We start from the raw sequence: 23716 nt of genomic DNA on the forward strand, positions 1-23716 counted from the left end.
ATGAGTAAACAATTAACAAAAGCAGAAGAACAAATTATGCAAGTCTTATGGGACTTACAGGAAGCATCTGTAAAAGAAGTTATTGAAAAATTACCTAAGCCAAAGCCGGCATATAATACAGTTTCTACCATTATAAGAATCTTAGAAACAAAAGAATTTGTTGGACATAAAACTAAGGGTAGAGGATATGTTTATTTCCCTCTAATGGAAAAATCAGATTATAGCAACCAAAGCTTACATAAACTGATGAATGGATATTTTGAGGGATCTTTTAAAAGTATGGTGTCTTTTTTTATGAAAGAAAATAAGATGGATATGAAAGAATTAGAAGAGATATTAAAAGAAGTAAACAAAAAAGGAAATGAGAAGAATAGCTAACTTATATATTCTATCGATTCTCATATTCTGCCTTGGGTGCAAAGCAGAGAAAAATGATAATAAGAATCCAGAAATTATGGTTTTTAATATCGCAAATGAGACATCTAGAGCTAACTTTCAAAAACTGAAACTAGATGATACACACTCAAATTTACTAAATCCGTCAATAAGTAAAGATAGTATGAAATTTGTTTATAAATCATGGTCTGAGCTTCATACTAACATGAGTGGTTTTTTAAATAAAAAAGATTTTGATTGGGGGATTTCGGATGAAAAAATTAAAATTTTCAATAAAATTTATTTTCACAAAAATGGCAATGTAAAAGCCTACGCTTATCGAATATACAATCCAATCACCAATAAAAAAGGAGAGGAGTATGGAAAACTTATTGAAGAGTTTTTAAAGAGCACACAAATCTCAATATCCAAAGATAAAGACTTCGCTCAATGTGGTAAAGTATCACTTCCAAACACTATTAAAAATCAAGAGATATGATTAATTATATTGTTCAAGTAATGTTGTTTCAAGCATTGTTCTTATTTGTTTATGATGCTTTTCTTAAAAAGGAAACATTCTTCACGAAAAACAGATGGTATTTGTTGCTAACTCCATTAGCTAGTTTTGTCATTCCATTAATCAGAATTCCCTCCTTACAAAAATCTATTCCTACTGAAATAAGCATTCTTTTACCAGAAATTGTCTTATCTCCACAGAAAGCTATCGAACAAACCCCTATACAAGATTCAATTGCTTACGGACCTGTAATATTTTGGATAGGATTAGCATTGTTTTTCATTTTATTTCTTGCAAAAATTTCTAAACTAATTCTATTAATAAGACAAAATAAAGTTATTACCAATAAGACATACAAGTTAGTTGTGTTACCTAATTCTAAGAAAGCTTTTTCATTTTTCAATTATATATTTCTAGGAGAAAACGTAACAGGAAAAGATAAAGAAAAAATTATTTTACATGAGTTGGTTCATAGCTCGGAAAAGCATTCATTGGATTTGTTATTTTTTGAAATCTTAAAGATTGTTATGTGGTTCAATCCACTTATTTATGTTTATCAAAAAAGAATTTCAATCGTGCATGAGTATATCTCTGATGATAAAGTAGTAAAATCCTCTAGTAAAAAAGATTACTTGAATAAATTAATTAACGAGTTGTTTGATGTAGAAGATATTTCATTTGTAAATCAATTTTTTGTAAGCTCTTTTATTAAAAAGAGAATAAAGATGTTATCAAAAAAGAGATCAAAACAAGTAATGCAACTCAAATATTTACTTCTAATTCCTGTTTTGATAAGTATGCTTTTTTATATGTCTTGCAGCAATGAATTGGATAGTAGTTTAAATAGTAATAATGTTGGAGCAAAACAATCTATTACATACTACAATGCAAACGGTAAAACAAATACAAAGCAAAAGCTTTTAGAAGTTTATAGGAAAAGAACAAATGATAATGAGCAAGGTTTTCCAGATACATTCATGGACCGATATACAGATCGAGTAAAACCAACTTATGGTACTAAAATTAGTGAGAAAGAGTTAACCGATGAAGAGTTAACTGAGTACAAAGAGTTCCTATCTAATCATAACTATAATGGGTTTGCTTTTTGGTCTAAAGTAGAACTCTATAAGCTAGAAAATCAAAGGAAAATGATTGCTGTTATTTGGGATTTTTCTATGGATGATGCTCAGTTTGATCCTGGAAATGTAGAGCCGGCTGAGGAAGTTTCTTTTGCTAAGTTAAATAAAGTGCCTACGTTTCCAGGATGTGAAGACAATGATAAAAAATGTTTTGTGAAGAAAATTCAACAGCATTTTGCCAAAAACTTTGATACTGATTTACCTAATAAATTGAAATTGTCATCAGGGCCAAAACGATTGATTATCAACTTTAAGATTGATACGAGTGGAAATGTTGTAGATATTAATGTAAAAGCTCCTGTAAGAAAATTAGAAGAAGAAGTAATTCGATTAGTAAAAATGTTACCTAAGATGACACCAGGAGAAAAAGAAGGTAAAAAAGTGAAGGTTAAATTTACATTACCAATGCGAATTGACGTAAAATAGAATAGAATAAATCAAATTATTTAGGAGCCTTTTTTCTACAGCTTTTTGCAAGCAGTATAGGAATTCCTATGTAAAATTTTAAAAAATCATACAAATGGAAATTAAGAAAAACCCAAAGTCAAACCTAGAAAATTATAGCAAGTTGTTTATGCAAATAGGTTTAGTATTAGCGTTATTTATTACTTATGTAGCCATAGAAAAGAAAACCTTTGATCGGCAATTTGGAGACTTAGGTGATGTTGTAATGAATGCCGATTTAGAAGAGGAAATCCCAATTACAGAACGTATTGAACCAGAGATTCCTAAAATGCCACCACCACCAACACCAGAGAAAATAGAGATTGTTGAAGATGAAAAAGAGGTAGAAGAAACCATTATAGAAACCACAGAAACAGATGAAACCGAAGCTGTAGAAGTAGAAGAGATTGAAGAAGTTGAAGAAGCAGAGGAAGTAATTGAAGATGTACCTTTTACAATTATTGAAGACGTGCCAGTATTTCCTGGGTGTAAAGGGAACAAAGCACAATTAAAAGCGTGTTTTAATAAAAAGATGAAAAAGCATTTTAACAGAAAGTTTAATTCTGATATTGCTGGAGATTTAGGGCTATCACCAGGAAAGAAAAGAATCATTATGCTTTTTAGGATAGATGAGACTGGTAATGTGGTTGATGTAAGAGCTAAAGCTCCACATCCTAGATTGCAAAAAGAAGCAATTAGAATTGTGAAGTTACTGCCCAAAATGAAACCAGGAAGACAAAGAGGTAGACCTGTTGGTGTTAAGTATACACTTCCTGTGGGAATCATGGTAGAGTAAAGTGTAACAGATGTTTTATAATCTCTTATATTTGAAAAGAACTGCTAAATAGTATATGGTATGAAAAAGATTTTCTTGTTTATTTTTATCGCTTCAAGTTGTATAGGGTTTTCTCAATCTAAAGATTTGTTTCCCGAAATAGATAGTCTTATATCTAACGGTCGATACAAAAAGGCACTTGTTGAGTTAGACTTGTTAGAAGATTCATTTCGAAAATTTAAGACCATTGCTAATGTTCATTATCAATTAGATAAAACTAAATTGTCTGTTGTGTTTTTTGAAAAAGCATTACAAGAAAAGGAAGATTATAAGACCCAAGTACAATTAGGAAAAGCATATCAAAAGTTAAAAGCTCATGTAAAAGCGATTGAGATTTTTGAAAGTATTTTAGAGCAAGATCCTGATAATTTATTGATCAAATATCAACTAGGAAAACTATATCTGACCAAAAGAAAGGCCAATAAAGCAATTAAAACCTTTGAAGAATTATTGGTAACTGATAATACAAATCCTAACTATGCCTATCAAAAAGGGGTTGCTTATGCAATGAAAAAGCAACGTAATTCTATGATTGATAGTTTTCTAGAAGCATATCAAATAGATTCAACGCATGTGAAATCTTTGTATCAACTAGCTAACAGCTATTTTAAATTGCAAGATGCAGATTCTACCAACTTATTTTTGAGAAAAGGATTAGAGTTAGAGCCTTATCATATCAATTTGAACAAATTGATGGTCAATCAAACTTATAGAGAAAAGAAATATAATGAAACTCTAAAGGTGTTAGAAAAATTAGATACGATTACTCCTAACGAATTATTTGTAACAAATATGTTTGGTAGAACCTACTATAACATAGAAGAACACGAAAAAGCAAAGGAATATTTTGAAAAATCAAAAGAAATAGACAGGACAGATTTTAAAACCTTCACGTATTTGGGTCATACAGAAATGAAGTTGAAAAACTACCAAAAGGCCAAATTCAATTATATGATGGCAACTTATATTGGTGTTGAGAAACGAGATGAAGAATATTACGGAATGGGTCATGCTAATTTGAAAATGAACAAACCAAAGGAAGCAATGGCAATGTTTGACAAAGCTTATAAAGAGAACAGAGGAAATCATTTAGCGCTTTATCAATTAGCAAAAACAACAGATGATTACTACAAAGACAAAAAGAAAGCCTATAGATTGTATGATCAGTATATACTACAGTTTGAAAATATGGATAAAGACTTTACGGCATACGCTAAAAGAAGGTTGAAAGAGATAAAAAAAGACTACTTTTTAAAGGGAGAAAAAATAGAATGATAAAACAGACTTAATTTTTAGTAAATTCACGGAGTGTTAATTTGAAACAATGCGTGTTTTAGTTTTTATAATTTTTGTTTTTTGTTTGACTTCTTGCGATTACTTTTCATTTAAAAGAAATAAAAATCAAGAAAAAATTAATACAGAAGTAGATACAACTTCAGTAGACACGCCTCCTTCTTTTGAAGTTTGTAATTCTATTATAGATAAAGAAGAGAAAACAGATTGTTTTAGAAAAACGATCCACAAAGAAATTTCAACAAGTCTTAGCAAGCAAAGTATTCAAGTAAAAAAATCTGTAAATGAAACAATTGAAGTAGTTATTGTAATACAAGCAGATAATAAGGCGATTTTAAAGTCCTTAAAAGCTTCAGATATCTTACTGAAACAAATTCCAGATATTAAAGAAAAAGTAGAAAAAAGTATTCAAGAATTGCCTAAGATTTTAGCTGCTACCAAAAGAGGAATACCGGTTACATCAGAATATACACTTCCAATAAAGATTCAGTTAGAAAATTAATTCAACATTTGCCAAAGTTTATCCTTTAATTCAGTTAAGCCCAATTGAGCAACTGAGGATATAAATAAATACGGAATGTTTTCTGGAATTTCTTTTTCCAATTCTTCTTTTAACTCGTCATCTAACATGTCCGATTTAGAAATAGCTAACAAACGCTGTTTGTCTAACAATTCTGGATTGTGCTTTTTTAATTCGTTTAAAAGAATTTCATATTCTTTAGCAATATCATCGCTATCTGCAGGAATCAAAAAGAGTAATGTAGAATTACGTTCTATATGTCGTAAGAAACGATGCCCTAAACCTTTTCCTTCAGCTGCTCCTTCAATAATTCCAGGAATATCTGCAACAACAAAACTCTGAAAATCTCTATATTCTACAATTCCTAAGTTTGGTTTTAGCGTTGTAAAAGCATAATCGGCAATTTTAGGTTTTGCCGCAGTAATAACAGATAATAAAGTTGATTTACCAGCATTTGGAAATCCAACCAATCCTACATCAGCTAAAATTTTAAGCTCTATTTGAAACCAACCTTCTTTTCCATCAACTCCGGGTTGCGCATAACGTGGAGTTTGATTGGTAGGTGATTTAAAATGCCAGTTACCTCTACCACCCATTCCACCTTCTAAAAGAATCTTTTCTTGAGCGTCTTCAGTAATTTCAAAAAGGATATCATTGGTTTCACTATCTCGTATAATTGTTCCTAAAGGAACATCAATATAAATATCATCCCCATCTTTTCCTGTACTCCTACTTTTACTTCCATCTCCACCTTGTTCAGCTCTAAAGTGCTTTTTAAACTTCATGTGAAATAATGTCCACATATTCTTATTACCACGGATGATAATATGGCCACCGCGGCCACCATCACCACCATCTGGTCCACCTTTGGTGATATACTTTTCTCGATGTAAATGCGCAGAACCTCTACCGCCTTTTCCCGAGGAAGCATAAATTTTTATATAGTCGACAAAATTTCCTTCAGTCATATTCTGTTGTTATATGTTGATTTGTTTAATAGTTTATTTTGGCACCATAAGAAACAAATAAACGCACAAACTTTGCTATTTATAGTTTGTCAAATACTTCAGATAAACGCTCTGTAATCTCTTCAATAGAACCTACACCATTTACTCCGTAGTAATTTCCTTTTGCTTGATAAAAATCTTTTAAAACAGCTGTTTTTGTATTGTATTCGTTGAAACGATTTCTGATTTTTCCTTCATCAGTATCGTCAGAACGTCCACTGGTTTTTCCTCTTTCTAACAAACGGCCTACCAATAGATCTTCAGGAACTTCTAAAGCTACCATTCCATTAATCACTTCTCCTTTTTTTGCTAAAAATACATCTAGTGCTTCAGCTTGAGATTCTGTTCTAGGGAAACCATCAAAAATAAATCCTTGTACATCAGGATTCTTATCTACTTCAGCCTCTAACATGTTAATTGTAACTTCATCAGGAACCAAATCTCCTTTATCCATATAGGTCTTAGCTAAAAGCCCTAGTTCGGTTTCATTCTTAATATTATATCGAAATACATCTCCAGTAGAAATATGTTTTAATTTGTATTTCTCTTTTAAGATCTCTGCTTGAGTTCCTTTTCCTGCACCTGGAGGTCCAAATAATACAATGTTTTTCATTTTTATTGTTGTGTTGTTAGTTGGTAAATAGCAGGTAAATTTCTACCCAATCCATTATAATCTAAACCATATCCTACAATAAATTTGTCTTCAATACTTCTTCCAATATAATCAATTGGAAGCTCTTTTTTGTAAACTGATGGTTTAAAAAATAAGGTAGCTATTTTTAGTTGTTTTACGTTTTTGTTTTTAAAGATATCGTAGATTTTATGTAGGGTGTTCCCAGTATCAATAATATCTTCTAGAATAATGACTGTTCTTCCTTCTAAATTTTCATTTACACCAATCAATTCATTTACTTGATTGGAAGATTCTGTGCCTTGATAAGAGCTTAGTTTTACAAACGAAACCTCACAATTGCCTTTAAATCTTCTGATAAAATCAGAGGCAAACAAAAAAGATCCATTCAAGATTCCTATGAACAATGGAACCTCATTAGGATCAAGATCTTGACTTACTTCCAATACCAAGCGATCTACAATTTCTGAAACTTCTTTTTCAGAAATGAAGGGTTGAAAATGTAAATCGTGAAGTTGAATTGTACTCATTGTGCAAAGATACTTAGAATGGAAAAACCGTTTTGCACAAGCTGACCTTATTTCAGCTTTTATATTGCAAAACGGTTGTTCCTATAGGTTTCTAAAAATTAGTTCTTCTTAGACTCTTTCTTTTTAGATGTGTCATACATAATTGGAGTTGCAACAAATAATGATGAATAAGTACCAACTACTACACCAATAATTAATGCAAACATAAATCCTTTAATAGAATCTCCACCAAATAAGAAGATTGCTAACATTACTAATAAAGTAGTTAAAGAAGTATTTATTGTTCTTCCTAACGTACTACTTAATGCTTTGTCTACAACTTCTGAATATGCCCATTTTGTATGGATTCCTGCAAACTCTCTAATTCTATCAAAAATTACCACGGTATCATTCAGAGAGTATCCAACTACAGTTAGAATTGCTGCAATAAACGATTGCCCGATTTCCATATCAAATGGCATGAACTTATATAATATAGAGAAGATTCCCAATACGATTAATACATCGTGGAATACTGCAATTACAGCACCTAAACTAAACGATACTTTTCTAAATCGTAATAAAATATATAAGAACACTACTAAAAGCGATCCAAATACTGCATAAATCGCTGATGTTTTAATATCGTCTGCAATAGTAGGTTCTACTTTTCTAGAACTCATGATTCCGTTCTGACCTTCAGCTTTTTCAAACCCAGGTTTGAAGTCTTCGTATGTAGTTCCTTCAGATAGATATTTTTTCAATCCATTATATAACGTGCTTTGTACTTCTTCATCAACATCCTTACCAGTCTCTTCAATTTTGTAAGCAGTGGTAATTTTTAATTGATTGTCTGAACCATAGGTTTTTACTTCTGGAGCACCATCAAAAACAGTAGCTAAATCAGCTCTAACTTCTGTTGCATTCATAGCTTTGTCAAAACGAACAGTATAGGTACGACCTCCTTTGAAGTCAACTCCTTGTTTTAAACCAACTGTAGCAATAGAAGCAATACCTCCAGCAATAATAAGTCCAGAGATAACGTAAGCAATTTTACGCTTACGTAAGAACTCTACATTGATGTTTTGGAACCATCCTTTAGATAAGTTTGTATTGAAGGTTAGGTTTTTACCTTTTCCTGTAGCTCCGTCAATTAACAATCTAGTAATAAAGATTGCTGTAAATAATGAAGTAGCAATACCAATCATTAAGGTTAATGCGAAACCTTTAATAGGTCCAGTTCCGAATACATATAAAATTACCCCAGTTAATAAACTAGTAATATTGGCATCAATAATTGCTGATAAGGCTCCTTTGATACTAAACCCTTCTTCTACAGATTGTTTTAATCCTTTTTTCTTATTCAATCCTTCTTTAATTCTCTCAAAGATGATCACATTGGCGTCTACCGACATACCAATTGTTAAGATAATACCTGCAATACCTGGTAAAGTAAGAACAGCGTTAAACGAAGCTAATACTCCGAATAAGAATAAGATATTAACTACCAAAGCAACATCGGCAAATAAACCAGCTCTACCGTAATAGATAACCATCCAGATTAATACTAAAGCAATTGCTAATAAGAATGAATTGATAGATCTGTCAATAGATTCTTGACCTAATGAAGGCCCTACCACTTGCATTTCAATAATTCTTGCTTCAGCAGGTAATTTACCCGCTTTTAAAACGGTTGCAATATCTTGAGCTTCTTCAATAGTCATACTTCCACCAGAAATAGAAGAAATACTTCCTAACTTTTGTTGAATAATTGGTGCAGAATATACATAGTCATCTAAGACAATGGCTACGTGATTTTTAATATTTTTTTCTGTTAAATTACCCCATAACCTAGTACCTCTGGCATTCATAACCATTCTTACGTCAGGTTTGTTAAGTTGGTCGAATTCTTGAGTTGCATCAGCAATCAAATCACCGTCCATTGCTGGTTTACCATTTCTTTTAGACTTGATAGCATATAGATTAATTCTTTCGAAATCTTCTATTTTTTCACCAGCCTCATTCGTAGCTACAAATGGTTTGTAATCCCATAAGAATTTAACGTATCTCTGATCGTTAGATAATAACTCTCTTACTTCTTTTGTTCTTAGAAGTTTATTTACCATAGCAGTATCGCTAACTTTAGCGGATGCTACCACAGAGTTTCTATACTGATCTGTGATTTGGTAAGTAGGAAAGTTCAAATAAGTAATCAAAGCTTTTTGTTGAACACTTGTAGAATCTTGATCTTTTCCTAAGATGTCATCAATATTGTCTGTTTTTGTAGAATCTTTTTCTTGCTCTGTAGTTTCATCTTTTAACAATTCAGCTACTTTCGCATTGGCTGAAAAGAAAAAAGGTTGCATTTCCATGTTGGTAAACACTTCCCAAAATTGTAATTCAGCTTTGCTTGTGATTAACTTAGTAACACGATCAATATCTTTTGCTCCAGGTAATTCAATTTGAATTCTACCAGAAGTTCCAATTCTTTGAATGTTAGGTTGAGTAACACCAAACTTGTCGATTCTACTACGTAATACCTCAAATGCAGTAGTAATAGAAACGTTAATTTCTGTTTGTAAAACGGCTTTTACTTCCTCATTGGTTTTGTTGAAGTCTATTTTATCGCGCAATGCTTTTGTTCCGAAGATAGCAGGATCACTTAATTTAATTGCCCCGTTAGAAATTCTTTCAAATTCTGCATAGAACAAGTCTAAGTAGTTTTCATTACTTTCTTTTAGCTTTTCATCGGCAGCTTCTAAAGCTTGTGTAAAAGCAACACTCTTGGAGTTGTTTGATAAAGCGATTAATACTTCCTTTACAGAAACTTGTAATATTGCATTAATACCACCTTTTAAGTCAAGACCAAGGTTCATTTCTTTGTCCTTGATATCATTGTAAGTGAACTGAGTCACTCCTAGGTTAATTACCTCTTTGTTGGCAACACTATCTAAATATCTTCTTTCTAAAGTAGCTTGCTCTCTTACATTTGTTTCATCACCATTAGATATTGCATATTCTTTTGCTTCATCTTCTACTTTGTTTGTAAAATATGTGAATGATAATTGGTATAAACTTACCAATCCGAAAAGAATCGCAAATAACCTGATTAGTCCTTTGTTTTGCATCTTTATGTGTTTATTTGTCAAATTTTATAAAAACGAGCAAATATATGTCTTCTCGTACAACTTGACAATTATTTTTTTATTGATTGTTTTTTAATTATGAGTTAAGTGAACTCATTGAGTTTAAAGCAGTTTAGTAAATACACAAACTACTATGTTTTTAAATGTTGAAGACAACAGGGCCAGCTCTAACTTCTGGTTCTTTGTGTGAAGTATTATCCTTTGAAAAAGGGTTGTTTTTGTATGCTTTATAAGCTGTTTTAAAAAGCTGATTTGTTTTTAGATCTATTACGTTTTTTACAAAAGCATAGTTATGGTTAATTGTAGATCTTTCAGAGTAGTGCTTAATTTCAAATATAAAGCTGTCATCTTGATTTGAAATATGAGTTCCATTAGTCAACTCATATACATTTATCTTATATTCTAAAGAAGAATTATGATCCTCTTGGTTGTCAGAATTTTCATTAACAACTAGATGGTTTTCTTCTAGAAGAGCTTCTTTAATATTATCAATGTTAGTAACACTGTAATAAGAAATCTTTAAAACACCTCTTTTTGTTTCTTGAATATTAATATTAGAAACACCTACTTTTAAAAGTTTTTTTCTAACATCGTCAATGGTATTTCTAATATCTATTTGGTTGACTTTAGTGTCAGCAAATTCCAGAACAATTTCTTGATTGGGTATAGAAACTTCCTGATGGAATGCTCCAAAGTAAATAAATATTAATAGTAAAGTACTAACGTACCATTTTGAATTCATGTCCCAAATATATGTAAAAAAGTCGCTTCCTGTTTCTTAAAAAAACAATCTTATTTAAATATATATCCGTTCGCAATATTGAATAGCCTGTAACTTTAAAGTTAAATAAGATTAGCCTAATGAAATTATGTATATTTACTCGCTTTTCTTAGTGAAAAGTAACAAACAACCCAAAACTAAAACTTATTTTATGGCGCATTTATCTGATATAGAAATTGCACAAGCAAAAAAGCTACAGCATATCACTAAAATTGCTGAAAAAATAGGAGTATCGGAAGACAATCTTGAAATGTATGGAAAATACAAAGCAAAACTTCCCTTAGAGCTAATTGACGAGAAAAAAGTAAATGAAAATAATCTTGTTTTAGTAACAGCTCTTACACCCACTCCAGCTGGTGAAGGAAAAACTACTGTCTCTATAGGATTAACAGAAGGTTTGAACAAAATAGGAAAACAAGCAACTGTTGTACTAAGAGAGCCTTCTTTGGGGCCCGTCTTTGGAATTAAAGGTGGTGCTGCTGGAGGTGGTCATTCTCAAGTTGTTCCTATGGAAGACATTAATTTACACTTTACTGGTGATTTTAATGCAGTAGAAAAAGCTAATAACTTATTATCTGCTTTGATAGATAACAACTTGCAAAGCAAAGTGAATAACTTAAATATTGATCCTAGAACCATTTTATGGAAACGTGTGATTGATATGAATGATAGATCATTACGTCAGATCACAATTGGATTAGGAGGAACAGCTAACGGAATTCCTAGAGAAGACGGATTCAACATTACACCTGCATCCGAGGTCATGGCTATTTTATGCATGGCAACTAGTTTTGACAATTTAAAAGAACGACTTGGAAATATTTTTATCGGATTTACTTTTGATAAAAAACCTGTATTTGCTCGCGATTTAAATGCCGAAAATGCGATGGCTATCTTATTAAAAGATGCTATTAAGCCAAACTTAGTGCAAACCTTAGAAGAAAATCCAGCTATTATTCATGGAGGTCCTTTTGCAAATATTGCTCAAGGAACTAATACTGTTTTGGCTACAAAAATGGGACTCTCTTTGTCTAATTATGTAGTTACTGAAGCAGGTTTTGGAGCCGATTTAGGTGCAGAAAAATTCTTAAATATCAAATCTGCATTTGCAGGATTAAATCCAAAATGTGTTGTATTGGTAGCTACGATTCGAGCTTTAAGACATCACGGAGGAGCTTCAAAAGAAGAGTACAATACTCCAAGTGTTGAACGAGTTCAGGAAGGATTTAAAAATTTAGAAAAACACATCGAAAACATTCGAAAATTCAACATAGAACCCGTAGTTGCAATCAATTCATTTATCTCAGATTCTGATGAAGAAGTTAATTTTATTAAAGAAGCGTGTTCTGCTTTAGGTGTAGATGCAGTATTATCAGAAGGATGGGCTAAAGGAGGTGAAGGAACAAAAGAATTGGCATCTGCAGTAGTAGATGTTGTAGAAAATAAAGCAACTCAATTCAAACCTTTATACGATTGGAGAAGTCCTATGAAAGATAAGATTGCTGTTATAGCAAAAGAAATCTATGGAGCTGATGAAGTAATCTATGATAAGAAGGCTGAGTTGAACTTAAGAAGAATAGATAGACTTGGATTTAATGACTTTGCCGTTTGTATGGCAAAAACGCAAAAGTCTTTCTCAGATGACGATAAACTTATTGGAAGACCTACTGGATTTTCAGTTACAGTTCGTGAGATTGAAATTGCAGCAGGAGCACAGTTTGTAATTCCTATTTTAGGAAAAATGATGCGTATGCCAGGCTTGCCAGGTAAGCCTGCGTCTGAAGGAATGACTATTGATAACAACGGAGTGATTTCTGGACTTTCATAAATGTATCACGTAAGGGAGGCAACATCTGAAGAGTTTGATGAGCTGGGAAGTTTAATGGTTGAGGTGTATTCTCAATTAGAAGGTTTTCCTGGGCCAGATGAAATTCCAGATTATTACGATAGTTTAAAAAACGTAGGTGATTTTACTAAAAATCCAAAAACAAAACTCATTGTAGCCGTTTCTAACAATGGAAAGATAGACGGAGGTTTGGTATATTTTGGAGATATGAGGTATTATGGAGCAGGAGAAGAATCTACATTAAAGCAACAAGCTGCAGCTTTCAGGTTGTTAGCTGTTGATCCTAAAACTAGAGGTAAAGGTTTGGGTAAATTATTGGTAGAATTTTGCTTTGACTTGGCTCGTAAACAAGAATTTAAATCGTTAATGATTCATTCTACTAAATACATGATGGTTGCTTGGAAAATGTATGAACGTATGGGATTTGAACGTTTTCCAGAAATCGACTTTGAGAAAAACGAAGTTAAGGTATACGGATTTCAGTATAAACTTTAACAAAAAAGCTTCACTCTGGAGTGAAGCTTTTTTGATTTGTATAGCTTTTCACTATTAATCAATAGTTGCAGGTTTTGGAGCTTCCATTTTTGTATAACCTTCAGGAACGGTTAGCTTAAATTTAGCATCGTCTATTTTTTGACTATTAATCTCGGTAACTTCCATAGTCATTGTCATTGTCATTCCAGCTTGATTGATATCCATCGTCATGTACATTGGAAAGCCAACTGCTTTACTTCCTAAAACAGTAGTGTTTTGGTTTACAGCTTTAATCTTTTCTGTAGTATACATCGTCATTTTGTTTTCAACACCATCTGTTTTAACCACAATATCATATCCTTTGCATACATATCCTAAAATAGTCTTTGTATCTCCTTTTTCTTTAACACTGATATTCTTTAAATCTTCTTCAGAAATGTCTTTGATGTCGTTTGTTCGGTACTTTTTACCCATCATAGGATTGTCAAGCAACATCATCATTTTCTTCTCATCGCTATTAACAATCGTAACATTTTTTCCTGCCATTGGGTTGTTCATTTCAGTACGAGAGTTTTTTCCTTTAAATTCAGTAGACATAGTCATGTCTCCCATCATTGCTAGTTGAGAGTTTAATTGACTGTCTTCGCTAGACATTGTCATTTTGGTTTTAATAACCCCTTCTTTTATTTCTTTCTGTGCAAATACATTCACACTTAACGAAACAAGTAATACTATAATAAGTTTTTTCATTTTTAATATTTTATAATTCTAATAATCCATTAGTTTTAGAAACACCAGCAGCAGATTCTTGCATATGTGCTTTTTCAGCATCGCTTAATTCTATTTCAACGATTTTTTCAATCCCATTCTTTCCTAAAACTACAGGAACTCCAATACAAAGATCAGATAAACCGTATTCACCATCTAGTAAAGTAGAACATGGGTAAATTTTCTTTTGATCACAAGCAATTGCTTGTACCAATCCAGATACAGCAGCTCCAGGAGCATACCAAGCTGAGGTTCCTAATAACTTTGTTAAAGTAGCTCCTCCTACCTTGGTGTCTTCTTTAACTTGAGTTAATCTTTCTTCTGATATAAATTCAGATACAGGAACAGAGTTTCTTGTAGCTAATCTAGTTAAAGGTACCATTCCTTTATCTGAATGACCTCCAATAACCATACCATCTACATCAGAAATAGGAGCGTCTAAAGCTTCAGCTAATCTATATTTAAAACGAGCGGAATCTAAAGCACCACCCATTCCAATAATTCTGTTTTTAGACAATCCAGTTGTTTTATGAACTAGATAAGTCATTGTATCCATCGGGTTTGATACAACAATGATAATTGTATTTGGAGAATGCTCAATTAAACTAGCAGAAACAGTTTTTACAATTCCAGCGTTAATTCCAATTAATTCTTCACGAGTCATTCCTGGTTTTCTTGGAATACCTGAAGTAATCACACAAATGTCTGAATTAGCAGTTTTAGAATAATCGTTTGTGCTTCCTGTAATTTTTGTATCGAAACCATTTAAAGAAGCTGTTTGCATTAGGTCCATAGCTTTTCCTTCAGCATAACCTTCTTTAATGTCTAGTAGAACAACTTCAGAAGCAAAATCTTTAATAGCGATATACTCAGCGCAACTAGCTCCAACAGCACCTGCACCAACAACTGTAACTTTCATAATATTTTGTGTTTTTAATTGTGTTAAAATAAAGTAGTGCAAAAATAGAATAAATAATTACAATAGAAATGAAAAAAGACGCTGAAATAGCGTCTTTTAAGATAGTTTTTTGATTGTTTTTTATCGAATACTAAAAGCGATTCCTGCATTCAATGTATTATACTCTTGTAAAGTATAACTACCAAAGATTTTAAAGAAACCTAAACTAATTCTAGCTCCGATTGTAGTTTTAAAACCATTAGCGTCAAAATTAAGATTTAGGGGGTTAGATACACTTTCAGTTACAGTATCGTTAGGAACTGGTAATCCAGTGTCATACTCTAAATTATAGGTACCTAACATTCTTAAATCCGCTTTACCTCCATTGTATCCAATTCCTCCATATATATTGATGAAAGGAAAATTTAAAGAAGCAACAGCTTCAATTGTGTAAGAATTTAATTCAAATTCAGCTTTTTGACCTGATCCAGGAATTGAGCTGTCTGCTTGAATATCGTAATCTACATTCATAGATGTGAAAGCAGCTAATAAAGAAACGTGTAAAGGAGTTTTTTCCATTGGTCCAAACCAGCTTGTTATTTCTTTCTTCAAACCAATTCCTAAAAGATTTCCTTTTACATCATCTGATCCAACTTTAGGAACCATACGAAGCATACCATCTATTTTCCAAGGAAGCCCCATTGTAAATTGAACAGCAGGTGTAGGAACAGCATTTAAAGGGAGGTCATCTTTTGCTCCTCCAGGCATATTAAATGATGCCGTAACTGCTTGTCCTTGAATAGTTCCACTAAAAGTTACTGGAGCTTCTAAATTGTTAGGTCCAGCAACTGTAGCACCTGTTTGCGAAGTAGATGAAACATTGGTTAGTCCTAAATCGGCAAACCTGAAGATTTCATCTTTGCTTGGAACAATAGAAGCATTTAAGCCAATAGAAATATCAAAACCAAAAAGTTTATGAACTTTTGCGGTGTGATACCATCCATTGTTCATTCCATAAATAAGTCCAGTCATAGCAGGATTAATATATGCTTCAGTAAGTTTTTATGCATCATCTGCAGCTAATAAAATAGCTTCAAAACCATCATTGGTTTGAGCTTTTGCATGAAAAGTTATTGTGAATAGTGTCACAAAAACCAGGATTAGTTTTCTCATTGTTATTAAGTTATGGTTATTGTTTTAGTGTTTTGGGATAAGGCTAAGATAAAAAAAAAGCACAATCTGTACAGATTGTGCTTAGGGGAAAATTCCTGTTTTTTTATTTATGCATCAATATTTGCATAGACTGCATTCTTTTCTATAAACTCTCTACGAGGCGGAACGTCATCTCCCATTAACATAGAAAAAACTCTATCTGCTTCAGTTAAACTGTCAATGGTGACTTGGCGTAGGGTTCTAAATTCTGGGTTCATTGTTGTATCCCAAAGCTGTTCTGCATTCATCTCTCCTAAACCTTTATAACGTTGAATATTAACTCCACCACCCATTTGTTGAGCAATTAAATCACGTTGGTTATCATCCCAAGCATACTCTCTTTTTTGTCCTTTTTTAACTAAATATAAAGGAGGTGTAGCGATATATACATATCCTTGTTCTACCATTTCTCTCATATATCTAAAGAAGAAAGTTAAAATTAAAGTAGCAATATGGGATCCATCTACATCGGCATCACACATGATTACCACTTTATGATATCTTAATTTTGATAAGTTTAAGGCTCTTGGATCTTCTTCAGTTCCAATAGTAACTCCAAGTGCTGTAAACATATTTTTGATTTCTTCATTTTCAAAAACCTTGTGTTGCATCGCTTTTTCAACATTTAATATTTTACCTCTTAGCGGTAAGATTGCTTGAAAATTACGATCACGTCCTTGTTTTGCAGTTCCGCCTGCCGAATCTCCCTCGACTAGGAAAATTTCACAAACTTCTGGATCAGTTTCAGAACAGTCTGATAATTTACCAGGTAAACCACCAATACTCATTACTGTTTTACGCTGAACCATTTCACGAGCCTTACGAGCTGCATGACGAGCTTGAGCTGCTAAAATTACTTTTTGGACGATGGTTTTAGCGTCATTAGGATTTTCTTCAAGATAATCCGTTAACATTTCAGAAACTGCTTGAGAAACGGCAGAAGTTACTTCACGATTTCCTAATTTAGTTTTTGTTTGCCCTTCAAATTGTGGTTCTGCAACTTTAACTGAAACAATTGCTGTCAATCCTTCTCTAAAGTCATCTCCTGAAATTTCGAATTTCACATTTTTAAGAAGGCCAGAATTATCAGCGTACTTTTTTAAAGTTCCGGTAAGACCTCTTCTAAATCCTGATAGGTGAGTTCCTCCTTCATGCGTATTTATGTTATTTACATATGAATGTAAATTCTCTGCATAAGAAGTGTTGTAAACCATGGCAACTTCAACTGGAATTCCATTTTTTTCGCCTTCCATAGAAATTACTCCAGCAATCAACTGTTCTCTAGTACTATCTAGATATTTGATAAATTCTGGTAAACCTTCTTCACTGTAGAATGTTTCATTGATATCATTTCCTTCATCGTCTTGATTTCTCTTATCTGTTAAGGTAATAGTAATTCCTTTATTTAGATAAGAAAGTTCGCGTAAACGAGTAGCTAGAGTATCATAATTATACTCTATTGTTTGCGTGAAAATAGATTTGTCTGGTAAAAAAGTGACAATCGTTCCTGTAAAATCAGTCTCTCCAATTGTTTTTACTGGATATAATGTTTTTCCTCTTTCATATTCTTGCTGCCAGATTTTTCCATCTTTATGCACAGTAGCAGTTAAGTGATCTGAAAGTGCGTTTACACAAGATACACCTACACCATGTAATCCACCAGATACTTTATATGAATCTTTGTCAAATTTACCTCCTGCACCAATCTTAGTCATTACTACTTGTAAAGCAGAAACACCTTCTTTCTTATGAATCCCTACAGGGATACCACGACCGTTATCTTTTGTTGTTATTGAGTTGTCTTCATTGATGGTTACTTCAATTCTGTCACAATGTCCAGCCAAAGCTTCATCAATAGAGTTATCTACTACTTCATATACTAAATGGTGTAATCCTCTTACACCTACATCACCAATATACATAGACGGACGCATACGCACGTGTTCCATTCCTTCTAAGGCCTGAATACTATCCGCCGAATAATTGTGTTGCTTTTGTTCTTCGCTCATAATTTTATATGTTTTTCTCAAAAAAAATCGCCGCTAAATTGGCGATTTTGGTTCTATATCAAATATACGAATTTCGAAAGCTATTTAAAAAGATTTCAGCCATTTTGGTTGAAAATTATCAACAATTGTTAAAATGTGAAAAGTGCCTTAAAAGCGCTTAAAATGACTTTAAAATAAGTTTTGTGGATTTTGAATGTTAAATGAAGTTAGTGAAAATAAAAAAACTCTTCTAAAACGATTTTTTGCTATTCCATTTCCAGATGACATAGGTTACAAGAAGGAAAAAAGAGTTCCATAAGAGTACAAAAAGAATAAAAGAACTCCAAGTATTAAAGCCAACATTATTTGTAACATAAAAAATGCTTTCTCCATCATTATTTGTTGTTACCAAATGTCTTGTAGCCCAATTGTTTCCTAAATGAATTCCTATGGGTAAAAACAAAGACTTTGATTTTAGTAAAGCTGTCGCAAAGAGTAAATGTCCTACTGGTATGCTTATAGTTAATAAGATTATTGCTCCTGGGTTTTTTAAAACATTTTCATCTAATACATGAATTAACATAAATAGTATAGAAAAAATAATGTTTGCTCTAGTTACAGAACTTATCTCAATAGTTTTTTTAAAGAGATAACCTCTAAATAAAAATTCTTCTACAGCTACAGTTGGTAATATAGCATACAAAGCATATAAGATATTATTATAGTTTATTTCTAAACTTACATTGAATGTTTCGTCTAAGTATAGTGCTCTTAAATACTTTGCGATTAAAAAAGCAATTGAACCGATTAATAAACCTAATGGAAGTAAAGCTAAATTTTTAAGTTTAAGATTTAAACCAATACTATTTAAAGACTGTTGTTCTCTTTTGTATAGAAACCAAGTAACAATAGTTAACAAGATGATAGCTGTAAAAGGAAAATACTGTTTTATAATTCCTTTGTTTAACAATACGCTTAAAAATAAAGTGCAACCAAAAAGTAAGATTGCTAAACCATATGTTTTTAAAGTAGAGAACTTTCTGTTTGTTAGTTTCATTGCAATTCTTTTTAAGTGTTTTGAGAAAATAAACTGGTTTTAAGTAATAGTTTCACGCAGATTAAAGAGATGATTGAAGGGAATAAACCTTTGAAAATTAAAAACAAAAAGTTGTTCCATTCAGAGAGATCAATCTTAGAAACCTGTGTAAAAAGTAATTCACCGTAAGGATTTGATTCAAAGAAAAATGTATTGACAAGATTCGTTCCTAGATGAAAACCTAAAGCCATTAAAACTGACTTAGTTTTGTGAAAAGTATAAGCCCAGACATATCCTACAAATCCAGTGATAACAACTACATATGTAATAAGTATCATTCCTTCTCCAGTAATACCATATGAAAACACATGATAGATTCCAAAAGTTATTGCAGATAAAAGGATAGCCTTTGTTGCTCCAATTCTTTGAATAAGTATGTAAAGAATAGCGCCTCTAAAAACTAGATCTTCTGTTAATGCTGATCTTAAATGATATATAAAAGCATTAAAAATTGAGGTGTAATTTATGGTGTTCAATTTCCAATCTACTTTCAAAACAAGAGTTTCGATGTAGATGTTTAGTAGTATAATAACCGTAATGATTAAGAAACCAATGAAAAACTGAATGATTCGGGTTGTATTAGGAATAATTCCTAAAGCGTCTATGTTTTTTTTCTCAATAAAGTGTAGGAGCACCCAAGAGACTATTATGATGATTAATAATCCTAGCATTGTAAATAAATTATGTTAATATGTTTTTAGTTCTAGTACAATAGGTTTAACACCATTTGTACTATCTAGTGTTAGTTATCTCATTTATAGGTAACCGTGATAAATCATTGTGATAACGATTGTATTATAGATACCGTGACAAAAAATAGAATACCATAAGTTTCTTTTAAAGTAGAGGAATAAAGTAAGGTATACTGTTCCAACAAGTAATGCATTAATGAGGCCATCTATACCTAATTGAATGTGATAAATACCAAAAAGTACAGCTGTTAGAAAAAAACTAATTTTCGTAGCATATTTTCCTTTAAATATTTTTTCCAAACTTGAAAAGATGAAACCATGAAAAACGATTTCTTCATAGATACCACCTATTAAAAACCCCATGATAAGTATAAAAAAATATTGCCCTCTATTTTCTTTTAGAAAATTGTAAAGATCAACATCTGTTTCTTTGAAGGTTACGAAATGCTCTAAAATTGGGAAGAAGATCAATTGCATAAAGCTCAATGTAAGAATGGCAATGATGCTTCCTATTAGAATTGACTTAGGTTTAAATCGCTTAAAGCTAAAGCCAATATCATAAAAAGTTTGATTAGAACTTTTTAAAGCGAACCATACAAAAAGTAGAATGGGAATGCTGTATATAAAATTAGGAAAGATTCCTGTATGTGGTAAAACAACAATAAGGACTATAGCAATAATGTTGATTATTGTTTCTTTTAAATTCATAAGTAATTGATTAAACTATTTTTTTAAAAAAGAAATGGATAACGGATAATAGCATTTACCGTGACTTAAAGAAGTTGAGATGTTTCTCAGCATTACAATAATTGTAAACAAAACAATTCCTGCAGTAAAAAAGAAATTAAATCCAGGTATAATAAAGAATGAAATCAAAGAAGCAATCAAGTATAAGGTCACAGAAATTTGAAAATTAACAACGGCTCTTCCATGATTGTCATAAACTTTGTTATCATCGGCTTTGTGTATCCAAAGAAATAAAGGGAATAAAATATTACCAAAAGGAATGATCAATCCTAAAAAAGGAATTCCATGAAGCAATAACATCCATTTTCTTTGAATCGTTTCTTCGTTTGGATTCTCTATAGGAAGTAAGTCGTTTACTTCAATATCTAATCCAACAGCTAATAATTTAATTGTTTGTAAGTGAGGTTGTGTTTCTCCTTTTTCTATTCGTTGAATAGTTCGAACACCAACAGTAGTTTTTTCAGAAAGATCTTCTTGAGTATATCCTTTTAGCTTTCTCTGATAAATTAAATTTTCGTTGAGAGATGATTTTTTCATTTCTTAAATTTTGATGTTACAAAGGTATGTTGGTGTTCAGTATTTTGTAACGTCATTTACATGTCACCTATCTGTCAAGTTAAGGTGTGTAAAGGGTTTTAGGTGCAATATAAAGCAAAAATCCCGCTCTTCAGCGGGATTCTCAAAATTAAAACAAACTTCTAATATGCATCTTCATGCACTGCTTTTATAGCGCGACCGCTAGGCTCGTTGATGTTTTGAAAACTTTTGTCCCAAGCTAAAGCAGTAGGTGTGCTACATGCTATGGATGGAACAGAAGGTACAGTTAAAGCTGCTGTTTCTGATGGAAAATGTTGTTCAAAAACAGCTCTGTAATAATATTCTTCTTTAGTCCTTGGAGTTTGAATTGGAAAACGATGTTTAGCAGTTTGCATTTGTTCATCGCTAACTGAAGTGTCTACTAGAGCTTTTAAAGTATCAATCCAACTATAGCCAACACCATCAGAAAATTGTTCTTTTTGTCTCCAAGCAACAGACTCTGGTAAATAACTTTCAAAAGCTTTACGTAAAACCCATTTTTCCATTCGTTCTCCATTAATCATTTTGTCTTGTGGATTGATACTCATGGCAACATCCATAAACTCTTTGTCTAAGAAGGGTACTCTTCCTTCAATACCCCATGCTGCTAAACTCTTGTTAGCTCGTAGACAATCGTATTGATATAATTTGTCCAGTTTTCTTACTGTTTCTTTGTGAAGTTCCTCTGCATTTGGGGCTTTATGAAAATATAAATAGCCTCCAAAAATCTCATCTGCACCTTCGCCAGATAGCACCATTTTTATTCCCATAGATTTGATGACTCTTGCCATTAAATACATTGGAGTAGAGGCTCTAACAGTTGTAATGTCATAAGTTTCTAAATGATAGATTACATCTCTGATAGCATCTAAACCTTCTTGAATTGTAAATGTAATTTCATGATGAATGGTTCCAATATGGTCTGATACTTTTTTTGCAGCTGCTAAGTCAGGAGAACCTTCTAATCCTATAGAAAAAGAATGTAACTGTGGCCACCAAGCATCTTGTGTATCACCAGATTCAATTCTCTTTTGAGCGTACTTTTTTGCAATTGCAGAGGTTATAGAAGAATCTAGTCCTCCAGATAATAATACTCCATAAGGAACATCCGACATTAATTGCCTGTGTACCGCAGCTTCTAATGCATCTCTTAATGTATCTATACTAGTTTGATTTTCTTTTACAGCATCATATTCCATCCAATCTCTTTGATACCATTTTTTTAGTTCACCATCTTTGCTAGAAAGTAAATGTCCAGGAGGAAATACTTCAATCTTGTTACAAACTCCTTCCAAAGCTTTTAGTTCAGAAGCTACATAATAGGTTCCGTTTTTATCCCAGCCGTGATATAAAGGAATAATTCCCATATGGTCTCTAGCTACCAAATACTCATCTTTTTCAACATCGTAAAGAGCAAAACCAAAGATTCCGTTCAAATCATCTATAAAATCAACTCCTTTTTCTTGGTATAATGCTAGGATAACCTCACAGTCAGATTTTGTTTGAAATTCGTATGAACCTTCAAATTGTTTTCTTAGTTCTTGATGATTGTAGATTTCGCCATTAGCAGCAAGAACTAATTTTTCATCAGAACTAAATAAAGGTTGTTTCCCAGACGCAGGATCTACAATTGCCAATCTTTCGTGAGCTAAAATTGCTTTTTCACCACTAAAGATACCGCTCCAGTCTGGGCCACGGTGTCTAATAGATTTTGCCATTTCTAGGATTTGTGGTCTCAGTCTTTCCGAACTTTCTTTTATATCAAACGCACATACAATTCCACACATAATTTTAATTTTTTTAAATTTGTTTTAATTTCGATACAAAGAAGGGTATTAATATTTTTAAAATAAACTAAAAATGATTTTTTGATTTTTATTTGAAACAATAAATAAGGTATTTTATTAAATATGTAACTTTTTTTGTAAAAATCAGTTGTATCACTTACAAATTGTAAATCTTTTTAAAAAAGTGTAAATAAAATTTGTTGTATTTAAATTGAGTATATAAATTTGCTTCATCATGCAAAGACAACAAAATACTTGGTGGTGGAACTCTCTTATGTAAATAAGTGGGAACCTAATCTTGTATTATAATATATAAAAAAGGCTTATCTCACGATAAGCCTTTTTTAGTTCAAAGGACTATGTTTTGCTGTCACCTCGAGCGCAGTCGAGAGGTTTTGAATAGGTCTCGACTGCGCTCGACCTGACATTATTAAA

Annotated in this window: 19 protein-coding genes and 2 pseudogenes; 8 read left to right on the plus strand and 13 right to left on the minus strand. The window is 32.1% G+C overall.

What is annotated here, in order from left to right; all coding sequences use genetic code 11:
- From AAON49_RS14090 to AAON49_RS14115, 6 genes are all read left to right on the plus strand, one after another.
- Positions 1-378 (plus strand): BlaI/MecI/CopY family transcriptional regulator, encoded by a 378-nt coding sequence (locus tag AAON49_RS14090; protein ID WP_349555491.1) that lies wholly within the window; start codon positions 1-3, stop codon positions 376-378.
- Positions 362-874, plus strand: a complete 513-nt coding sequence (locus AAON49_RS14095; protein WP_349555493.1) for a hypothetical protein — start codon at positions 362-364, stop codon at positions 872-874. Before AAON49_RS14090 ends, AAON49_RS14095 begins: the two co-directional genes overlap by 17 nt.
- Entirely contained in the window at positions 871-2457 is a 1587-nt protein-coding gene (locus tag AAON49_RS14100; RefSeq protein ID WP_349555495.1) for a M56 family metallopeptidase, read from the plus strand. The genes AAON49_RS14095 and AAON49_RS14100 overlap by 4 nt, the downstream gene beginning before the upstream one ends.
- A 94-nt stretch (positions 2458-2551) precedes the next feature.
- Positions 2552-3271 carry an energy transducer TonB gene (locus AAON49_RS14105; RefSeq protein ID WP_349555497.1) on the plus strand — a complete coding sequence of 240 codons (720 nt, stop codon included), beginning with the start codon at positions 2552-2554 and terminating at the stop codon, positions 3269-3271.
- A gap of 60 nt (positions 3272-3331) precedes the next feature.
- The gene (locus tag AAON49_RS14110) at positions 3332-4585 is read left to right on the plus strand and encodes a tetratricopeptide repeat protein (protein ID WP_349555499.1); all 1254 of its coding nucleotides are present in this window, start codon (positions 3332-3334) and stop codon (positions 4583-4585) included.
- Positions 4586-4634: 49 nt separating this feature from the next.
- Positions 4635-5105, plus strand: a complete 471-nt coding sequence (locus tag AAON49_RS14115) for a hypothetical protein (protein ID WP_349555501.1) — start codon at positions 4635-4637, stop codon at positions 5103-5105.
- Here the strand turns inward: AAON49_RS14115 and obgE are convergent.
- The 4 genes and pseudogenes from obgE to AAON49_RS14135 form a co-directional block, all read right to left on the minus strand.
- Positions 5102-6091 carry a GTPase ObgE gene (obgE, locus tag AAON49_RS14120; protein ID WP_349555503.1) on the minus strand — a complete coding sequence of 330 codons (990 nt, stop codon included), beginning with the start codon at positions 6089-6091 and terminating at the stop codon, positions 5102-5104. The two genes, AAON49_RS14115 and obgE, sit on opposite strands and share 4 nt — an antisense overlap.
- A gap of 79 nt (positions 6092-6170) precedes the next feature.
- Positions 6171-7291, minus strand: a pseudogene (locus AAON49_RS14125) (adenylate kinase).
- A gap of 98 nt (positions 7292-7389) precedes the next feature.
- Positions 7390-10398, minus strand: a complete 3009-nt coding sequence (gene secDF / locus AAON49_RS14130; RefSeq protein ID WP_349555504.1) for a protein translocase subunit SecDF — start codon at positions 10396-10398, stop codon at positions 7390-7392.
- 157 nt (positions 10399-10555) lie between these two features.
- Entirely contained in the window at positions 10556-11158 is a 603-nt protein-coding gene (locus AAON49_RS14135; RefSeq protein WP_349555505.1) for a hypothetical protein, read from the minus strand.
- 190 nt (positions 11159-11348) lie between these two features.
- On the opposite strand from AAON49_RS14135, the gene AAON49_RS14140 reads away from it, so the two are divergent.
- Both AAON49_RS14140 and AAON49_RS14145 read left to right on the plus strand, forming a co-directional pair.
- Positions 11349-13025: a formate--tetrahydrofolate ligase gene (locus tag AAON49_RS14140; protein WP_349555506.1), complete on the plus strand. Its 1677-nt coding sequence runs from the start codon at positions 11349-11351 to the stop codon at positions 13023-13025.
- The gene (locus AAON49_RS14145) at positions 13026-13538 is read left to right on the plus strand and encodes a GNAT family N-acetyltransferase (protein WP_349555507.1); all 513 of its coding nucleotides are present in this window, start codon (positions 13026-13028) and stop codon (positions 13536-13538) included.
- 54 nt (positions 13539-13592) lie between these two features.
- On the opposite strand, the gene AAON49_RS14150 is transcribed toward AAON49_RS14145, so the two are convergent.
- From AAON49_RS14150 to asnB, 9 genes and pseudogenes are all read right to left on the minus strand, one after another.
- Positions 13593-14267 (minus strand): hypothetical protein, encoded by a 675-nt coding sequence (locus AAON49_RS14150; RefSeq protein ID WP_349555508.1) that lies wholly within the window; start codon positions 14265-14267, stop codon positions 13593-13595.
- Between the two features lie 10 nt (positions 14268-14277).
- Positions 14278-15204 carry a malate dehydrogenase gene (gene mdh / locus AAON49_RS14155; RefSeq protein ID WP_349555510.1) on the minus strand — a complete coding sequence of 309 codons (927 nt, stop codon included), beginning with the start codon at positions 15202-15204 and terminating at the stop codon, positions 14278-14280.
- A gap of 120 nt (positions 15205-15324) precedes the next feature.
- Positions 15325-16233, minus strand: a pseudogene (locus AAON49_RS14160) (DUF6588 family protein); the annotation flags it as partial.
- Positions 16234-16463: 230 nt separating this feature from the next.
- Complete coding sequence (gyrB, locus tag AAON49_RS14165; RefSeq protein WP_349555512.1) at positions 16464-18404, minus strand: DNA topoisomerase (ATP-hydrolyzing) subunit B; 1941 nt, start codon at positions 18402-18404, stop codon at positions 16464-16466.
- Between the two features lie 229 nt (positions 18405-18633).
- Entirely contained in the window at positions 18634-19440 is an 807-nt protein-coding gene (locus AAON49_RS14170; RefSeq protein ID WP_349555514.1) for a CPBP family intramembrane glutamic endopeptidase, read from the minus strand.
- An 11-nt stretch (positions 19441-19451) separates the two neighbouring features.
- The gene (locus AAON49_RS14175; protein ID WP_349555516.1) at positions 19452-20150 is read right to left on the minus strand and encodes a CPBP family intramembrane glutamic endopeptidase; all 699 of its coding nucleotides are present in this window, start codon (positions 20148-20150) and stop codon (positions 19452-19454) included.
- A gap of 84 nt (positions 20151-20234) precedes the next feature.
- A complete protein-coding gene (locus AAON49_RS14180) occupies positions 20235-20879 on the minus strand; it encodes a CPBP family intramembrane glutamic endopeptidase (protein WP_349555518.1) in 645 nt (214 codons plus the stop codon).
- A 15-nt stretch (positions 20880-20894) separates the two neighbouring features.
- Entirely contained in the window at positions 20895-21455 is a 561-nt protein-coding gene (locus tag AAON49_RS14185) for a magnetosome magnetite crystal formation protein family (RefSeq protein ID WP_349555520.1), read from the minus strand.
- Between the two features lie 161 nt (positions 21456-21616).
- A complete protein-coding gene (gene asnB / locus AAON49_RS14190; RefSeq protein WP_349555521.1) occupies positions 21617-23281 on the minus strand; it encodes an asparagine synthase B in 1665 nt (554 codons plus the stop codon).
- Positions 23282-23716: the final 435 nt, after the last annotated feature.

The sequence above is a fragment of the Pseudotenacibaculum sp. MALMAid0570 genome (assembly GCF_040151415.1).
Lineage (GTDB): Bacteria > Bacteroidota > Bacteroidia > Flavobacteriales > Flavobacteriaceae > Polaribacter.